Annotated in this window: 8 protein-coding genes; 7 read left to right on the plus strand and 1 reads right to left on the minus strand. The window is 60.5% G+C overall.

Going from position 1 to position 6535, the window contains the following annotated elements; genetic code table 11:
- The first annotated feature begins 350 nt into the window (after positions 1-350).
- Positions 351-1736: a cysteate racemase gene (locus HMPREF3036_RS01655; RefSeq protein ID WP_005432885.1), complete on the plus strand. Its 1386-nt coding sequence runs from the start codon at positions 351-353 to the stop codon at positions 1734-1736.
- Positions 1737-1866: 130 nt separating this feature from the next.
- Positions 1867-2499 carry a LysE family translocator gene (locus HMPREF3036_RS01660; protein WP_062331036.1) on the plus strand — a complete coding sequence of 211 codons (633 nt, stop codon included), beginning with the start codon at positions 1867-1869 and terminating at the stop codon, positions 2497-2499.
- A gap of 2 nt (positions 2500-2501) precedes the next feature.
- Here the strand turns inward: HMPREF3036_RS01660 and HMPREF3036_RS01665 are convergent, their stop codons facing one another.
- Positions 2502-3314 carry an MBL fold metallo-hydrolase gene (locus HMPREF3036_RS01665; protein ID WP_005432887.1) on the minus strand — a complete coding sequence of 271 codons (813 nt, stop codon included), beginning with the start codon at positions 3312-3314 and terminating at the stop codon, positions 2502-2504.
- 21 nt (positions 3315-3335) lie between these two features.
- Between HMPREF3036_RS01665 and HMPREF3036_RS01670 the strand changes: the two genes are divergently transcribed.
- The 5 genes from HMPREF3036_RS01670 (at position 3336) to HMPREF3036_RS01685 (ending at position 6479) form a co-directional block, all read left to right on the plus strand.
- Positions 3336-3692: a hypothetical protein gene (locus tag HMPREF3036_RS01670; protein WP_005432888.1), complete on the plus strand. Its 357-nt coding sequence runs from the start codon at positions 3336-3338 to the stop codon at positions 3690-3692.
- Between the two features lie 72 nt (positions 3693-3764).
- The gene (locus tag HMPREF3036_RS01675) at positions 3765-4103 is read left to right on the plus strand and encodes a hypothetical protein (protein ID WP_005432889.1); all 339 of its coding nucleotides are present in this window, start codon (positions 3765-3767) and stop codon (positions 4101-4103) included.
- A gap of 340 nt (positions 4104-4443) precedes the next feature.
- The gene (locus tag HMPREF3036_RS11800; protein WP_156469713.1) at positions 4444-4662 is read left to right on the plus strand and encodes a hypothetical protein; all 219 of its coding nucleotides are present in this window, start codon (positions 4444-4446) and stop codon (positions 4660-4662) included.
- Positions 4663-5027: 365 nt separating this feature from the next.
- Positions 5028-5753: a ferredoxin reductase domain-containing protein gene (locus HMPREF3036_RS01680; protein ID WP_062331039.1), complete on the plus strand. Its 726-nt coding sequence runs from the start codon at positions 5028-5030 to the stop codon at positions 5751-5753.
- A gap of 195 nt (positions 5754-5948) precedes the next feature.
- On the plus strand, positions 5949-6479 hold the full coding sequence (locus HMPREF3036_RS01685; RefSeq protein ID WP_062331042.1) for an RrF2 family transcriptional regulator: 531 nt from the start codon (positions 5949-5951) through the stop codon (positions 6477-6479).
- Positions 6480-6535: the final 56 nt, after the last annotated feature.

Consider the following 6535-nt stretch of genomic DNA (forward strand, 5'->3'; position numbering starts at 1 on the left):
ATCGGTTCGTTGAATTCTGATTTTTAAAGAACAGTGCTCCTAAGAGCATAGAATTGAGAGTTTACCAACTCATCAACTCTTTGTCAAATTTATTCGCTGATGACTTGGCGTCGTCAGCGAAGGATTGAAATTAAACACGACTTCGGCACACTTGTCAAACATTCGCATCAAATTCCGTATTAATACTTAGAAAACGCACAAAAACCACCTTTCTGCAGATGCGACTCATGGGAAACACTCTTGGCAAGACCGTCTTCAAGGCGTAATGTGTTGGGATGACCAAGAACCCTGTGCCGCCCCATCCCTTTCATTCCATGCGGGGCGCACGCATCAGATTAGAGGAGAAACACATGACCAAGATCCTGAAGATCGGCCTCGTGGCCGGCGTCAACCCCATCGTCGCCCCGTTCGTCAAGGCCGCCATCTTCCGCGCCGCAGCCGAATCTGCCCGCACCGTCGAGCTCGTCGAGGACGAACTTGAGCTGCGCAAGGACGCTCCGACGGAGCGCATCGCCCTCGGTGACAGCAAGATCACCGCTCTTGAAAGCGCCTGGCGTCTTCAGGAAAAGGGCTGCGACGTGGCCCTCATCGCCAACCTTCGCTCTGAAGCCTACATCGACGAAGTCCGCACGGAGCTTCAGATGCCGATCGTCTCGCTCTACGCCGGCATGCCCGAGGCCGTGAAGGCCAAGGGCGCACGAAAGATCGGGCTCCTCGGCTGCGCGCTCGACGTCGCCCTCATCCGCAAGCTGCTCCCCGAATGCGAAATCATCGAAGGTTCGGGCCTCTCCTGCACCAACACGACCAATCCTGAAATCGTCCGGGAAGAAGCAGTCAAGCTTCTCGCCGCCGGCGCCGAGCTTCTGCTCCCCGTCTGCGGTCGCGTCGCCGGCGCCGCCTTCGAGCTCATCTCCGAAGGCATGCCCATTCTCGACGTCCTGACCACCGCCGCCCACAAGGCGATCGACGAAACCCCGGTCCGCCTGCCCAAGCCCTTCAAGGTCGGCCTCATCGGCGGCCTCGGCCCTGCCGCAACCGTCGACCTCTACGACAAGATCGTGAAAGCCACGCCCGCCAAGAACGACCAGGAACACTTCAAGCTCGTCGTCGAGCAGAATCCGCAGATCTCCGACCGCACCGCCTGCCTTCTCAAGGGCGGCGCCGATCCCACGCTCGCCATGTACGGCTGCGCCCGCCGCCTCCAGAAGGACGGATGCGACGCGATCATCGTGCCCTGCAACACGGCCCACGCCTTCGTGCCCTATCTTGAACGCCACCTCGACATTCCGTTCATCAACATGCAGATCGCCACGATGGAGGAAATCAAGGCCAAGCTCGGCGACAAGGCCCGCATCGGTCTGCTCGCCACCTCCGGCACGGTCCAGACCGGCATCTACGGCGACAAGGCCAAGGCCCTCAACCTCCCGATGTTCGTGCCCGATGAACTGCATCAGGAACGCGTGATGGCCGCCATCTACGGTCCGCTCGGCGCCAAGGCCGGCTACACCGACGGCCAGTGCCGCGAAGACCTCGTGAGCGCCGCGGAATACCTGGTGAAGACCTACGACTGCAACTGCCTCATCCTCGGCTGCACCGAACTGCCGCTCATCCTTGACGAATGCGACGACTTCGTCTGCGCCGGCAAGGAGGTCTGCGTCGTCGACCCAACCTCCGCGCTCGCCCGCAAGGTCGTTCGCATCGCCACTGAGACCAACAAGGCCCGCGGCACCCGCTGATCCCTGATCTCAGGCTGTCAGGTCTGATGTTAGGCAAGGCGGCTGTCCGAACCTCCGGACGGCCGCCTTTTTGTCAGAATCCAAGTCAACAACTCCTGCCCAAAGGCAGAGGTTTTCGCGCCGAATTTCTATGAAAGATCTGTCCGTCTACGTTCTGGTGAGCTTCATCGCCTGCGTCACACCCGGCTCGGGCGTTCTCTACACCGTCACGAACGGACTGCGCGGCGGGCTCCGCACGGTCCTAGCATCTCCGCTCGGCACCACGCTCGGCGTCGGCCTGATGTCGCTCATCTCCGCGACGGGCCTCGGCGCCCTCATCACCTCATCGCCCGCACTCTATGCAGGCCTGCAGCTCGTTTCAGCCGCCGTGCTCTTCTGGCTCGGTTGGGGCAGCTGGAACGCAGGCGCAGTGCGCCTTGACAAGCTAGGCAGGCTTGAGTCCAACGACTCGCTCACCTTCAGCAGCATCTTCAAGGGCGCCCTGTACGTTCAGGCGAGCAACGTGATGCTGATCGTCTTCCTGCTCTCGCTCATGCCGCAGTTCATCTCGCCCGAGGATGACTACGTCTCGCGCGTCACGCTCCTCTCGGTCCTCTTCGTCGGAATCTGCTTTCTCGTACACCTCGGTTACAGCGCCATTGCGGCGGTGGCCCGCAAGTGGCTTGCAGGCCCGAACTTCAGCCTCTGGCTCAACCGCGTCAGCGGCGCTCTCTTCTGGCTTCTCGGGCTGAGCGTCATCTGGAACGCACTCTTCAACCGCTAGAATCAGAAGGTCAGGACCGCGCCCGCTCCCGCCCAGTCGACGTCGTCGAAGCGTCCTGCCAACGCCGCCGCTGCCCTGAACCCCGTACAGTGGTTCACGCGCCAGCGCCTGACGGGAACGGCTGCGAGCGCATCCATCCAGACGGGCAGTTCCTCCGAACAGGCGCCACTCAAGTGCGTTCCGCCCGTCACCGCATCAAAGCCTTCGATCCCGAATCTCTTCATCGCGTAGTTCAGAATATTGGGAAGACCCGCATGAGCACACCCGAGCACAACAGACCAACCAGCACTCCCCTTCACGAGGAGGGAGACGTCGTCCGCGAAGGTGTCGGGGACCTTGTCACCAGTGGCTCCAGTCTCGAACATGTTGTCGAAGACAAGGAACCTCGGGTCGCGCTCGTCCGCAGGAACGGTGAAGGCGATCACTTCAGGCAGGATTTCGACTCCGCCGTCGACGGGCGTGAAGGGGAGGCCTGCGAAAAGGGGACCGCCTCCGCTCGCCCTCGACGCATCCGCATCACCCCATCTGAGGCGCGCGATCTCTCGAGACGCCCAAAGCTTTGCCGACGGAGCCACGCGGAGGATGTCCGTGAGGCCAGACGCATGATCGAAGTGGCCGTGGGAAAGCGCAAGATTCTCAACCCCCTCAGGTCGAATGCCAAGCGCCCGAAGATTGTGAAGGAGAACATGGAGAATGCCTCCCGTGTCCCAGAGCAGATTGCCGGACGGCGTTCTGATGAAGGCGGAGAATCCCCATTCGGCATAAAGCCCCTGCCTCTGGCAAAAGTTGTCGACAACGATCGTGACGCTGGTCATGATGCAACCTCCTCCGGACTCGTGAAGGCGGGCGGGGACCTCGTCAACAGGGGTCCTAACGCACGCTCATCACTTCACTATACCCCCGAGGACCTCGAAAACTCCACGCCGATCCCGCCCGATCCTCCCTTCAGGGCCCTCAGACGACTCCTCACGCTTCTTGCTGCGCTGCTTGCAGGCGTCGCTGCGGGACTGATCGTGCCCGTCCTTGCAGGCTTTGGCGAGCGCGGCCTCGCCGTCGGCATCGCAACCACCGCCCTCATACTTCTCGGCGTCGGCATCAGGGATCGAGTGCGCGATCCAGACGGGCGCGCAGGCTCGCTCTTCATCGGGGCAGGAATCGTCTGCGTCTTTCTCCTCATCGTCGTTCTCGTATGAGCCCGTCAGGTCCGCATAACAAAGCGATCCTATATTGAGAGTCTCAACGGACCATCCACATCAGGAGAAACTATGAAACGTCTTCTCGCTGCCGCAGCCCTCGCCGCGGCGCTTTCCTGCAGCGCCGCAGGCACGCAGGACATCCAGAAGCACGGCGAAGAATACTTCCGCATCTTCAGCATCCTGCCCGACGGCCAGGGCATTCTCGCCCGCCGCTGCACCAAGCTCACGCAGAGCGGCCTGTGCGTCGGCGCACCCGTGCTGCTCCCCGCCGACGCCGTCAAGGCGCCCGCCGAGGAGAAGGTCGTGCGCCTCGCCGATCCGAAGGAGGACGGCTGGCACACGCTCCAGCATGACAACGGGCAGAAGAAGACCGTCATGAAGATGACGGGCCGCGAAGTCACTGAATGAGCGGTTGAGCAAGGAAATCCTCAAGTGGGCTGCATGCACAAGCATGCGGCCCGTTTTTCTTGCCGTTCCCCGCATCCAAACACAAAAACGCCCCGAAACATGAGGAGCAGTTTCAGGGCGTCAATGCAAAAGCAAACGGTCTGCCGAACCACCAGCAGACCGTTGCCATCCAACCTATGAAGCTTCAGAGGACCAGTCCGAAGCCTCCGTACTCAAGCCTGACCAAGGCTCTTGTACAAGCACAAGCAACAGGGGACCAGCCTGCCTGCCTAAGCAGACGCTTGCGCAAATGTTTCTTGTCCGGGGGACTTGAAACTCGAAGCGTCGTCGGGAGGAGAGAGTGTCCGACGATCTTCTTTTCTTCGACGCGGCGGCCAAAGGAGAAAATGCCGTCGCATCGCGTGAGCTTGGTAAACCCTTAAGGGTTAATCCCTACTCAACACAGAACGAAGTATATACGGATTTACCCCATAAGGAAACCCCTAATGGCAATTTTTTCGCCGATACCCGCCTCCAAGATGAAACAAAATGTTTCCACCTCACCCAAAACGCCCCCTGAATACGGCCATTTCCCTTGTCCCACAGCCAACCAAACCCAAAGAACCCCATTTTGCGGAACACAGGGTTCAATCCGCCCGAACGGCCTCTCACAGTGCGAGTTCGGCCGTTTTGTCCCCCATAGGTGCCATTGACGGAAAAGGGCTCCGCCGGGCGAGCGGCTCAGCCGCTCTCGTCCGTTCCTGTTTCGTGCCCTCAGGGAAACACCGAGCAAAAAATGCTTCTGTTTTTACTGCCGTCCCCCTTAAAATTGAATAAAGGGCGGAAGTTCTTTCCGCCCCAGTCAAGGGATGCCGGCAGAGTCCTCCTGCGTCGAGCAGGAGCGGAATCCGGATGCCGCCGTCTCCGAACATGGGAGGTATGCATATGACAACAACGACATGCAGCTGGAGGCCCTACCGTGTCGCCCTGCGCACCCAGGAGTGCCGAGGCGTCATCAGTCTCTACCTCGAACCGACGGACGGAGCGCTTCCGCCCGCATTTGCCGCCGGCCAGTACGTCGAGCTCCGCATGCCCGGCATCGAGCCGCACGCCTTCTTCCTCGTCGGTCCCAGCGGCGACCGCCTCGTGCGCCTCACGATCGAGGTAGGTGACGAGCCCTTCATCGGCGAAGTCGGCCGCATCGCCAAGCTCCGCATCGGCGACCCCGTCGAACTCTCCGAGCCCAAGGGCGAGCTTGCGATGGAGCCCGGTGAAACCCCCGTCGTCATCATGACCGAGGACATCGGCTGCCTCGTCGCCCACGCATTCCTCGCCGAAATGGCCGAGGTCGAGCCCATGCGCAACGTCCGTGTCCTCTGCCAGTTCCCCAACGGCACCCGCATGCTCATGCGCGAGGAGCTCAGGAAGCTCGTCGACCTGATGCCCAACGCGGGGCTCGCCGTCTTCCTCGTAGCCCCCTTCTCGACAGACACGGCGGGAAAGGACTACGAGGTCGCAGGCCCCATCACTGTTGAAAACGCAAGGAGCGTCTGCGTCAACCCGGACGCGGACTTCTTCGTCGTCGGCAGCAGGGCCTTCACCGAAGCCCTCAGGACCGACCTCGTCAAGCTCGGCATCATTCACTCCCGAGTTCACACGCAGGTCCTCTGAGCGCTTTTACCCGGGACGGGGGTCGTCGTTCGCAAACCTCCCCTGCCCCTGTAAAATTCGTCCTTGCCGATAGCGTGATATTCCAAAACGGTCTACACTTCTATCTATCTGTCTGTCAGGCAACATAATTTATAAAACAACAACGTCAGACGGATTCCATCCGTCCGACATCCCCCATTTAAAAAGATTCCGCCGATGCATTTAACACGATTTACAGACCTCAGCCTCCGCGTGCTGATTTACCTCACCCACAACGAACGCAAGGGACTCGTTACAGTTACAGAGCTTGCCGAACGCTTCAAGTGGTCCCGCAACCACATGGTCAAGGTTGTTCACTTCATGAGCACCAAGAACTGGGTTCAGACTCACCGCGGCAGATTCGGCGGCCTCACCCTCAAGATGCACCCGTCCGAATACAAGATCGGCGACATCGTTCAGATTCTTGAGGAACAGGGCGAACTCATCGACTGCTTCGAGCCGCACGAATGCGCCCTTGCCAAATGCTGCAAGCTCCGCAGCCTTCTCAACGAGGCCACCCGCGACTTCTACTCGCGCCTCAACACGGCCACGCTTGAGACGCTCACGAACAGCGACGAAATCAGGGAAATCATCTCCGGCAAGGACCTGCTCCGTGCCCAGCCCGACGCCCCGACGCCGCCTAGCAACGAGCTCATCCGCCTTATGGAGGAGCGCGTCGCCCGCGAACTCCGCAAGGCCAGACAGTAATGCTTCTGCAGCACTGATCGCCATCGGGTAGGAGCCCGTGGATTATTTCCACGGGC

The organism is Sutterella sp. KLE1602 (assembly GCF_001578585.1).
Lineage (GTDB): Bacteria > Pseudomonadota > Gammaproteobacteria > Burkholderiales > Burkholderiaceae_F > Sutterella > Sutterella wadsworthensis_A.

What these genes read in the sequence shown, in the direction of transcription:
- HMPREF3036_RS01655 (WP_005432885.1), top strand. Translation starts at nt 351, where the DNA reads ATGACCAAGATCCTGAAGATCGGCCTCGTGGCCGGCGTCAACCCCATC.
- HMPREF3036_RS01660 (WP_062331036.1), top strand. Translation starts at nt 1,867, where the DNA reads ATGAAAGATCTGTCCGTCTACGTTCTGGTGAGCTTCATCGCCTGCGTC.
- HMPREF3036_RS01665 (WP_005432887.1), bottom strand. Translation starts at nt 3,314, where the DNA reads ATGACCAGCGTCACGATCGTTGTCGACAACTTTTGCCAGAGGCAGGGG.
- HMPREF3036_RS01675 (WP_005432889.1), top strand. Translation starts at nt 3,765, where the DNA reads ATGAAACGTCTTCTCGCTGCCGCAGCCCTCGCCGCGGCGCTTTCCTGC.
- HMPREF3036_RS01680 (WP_062331039.1), top strand. Translation starts at nt 5,028, where the DNA reads ATGACAACAACGACATGCAGCTGGAGGCCCTACCGTGTCGCCCTGCGC.
- HMPREF3036_RS01685 (WP_062331042.1), top strand. Translation starts at nt 5,949, where the DNA reads ATGCATTTAACACGATTTACAGACCTCAGCCTCCGCGTGCTGATTTAC.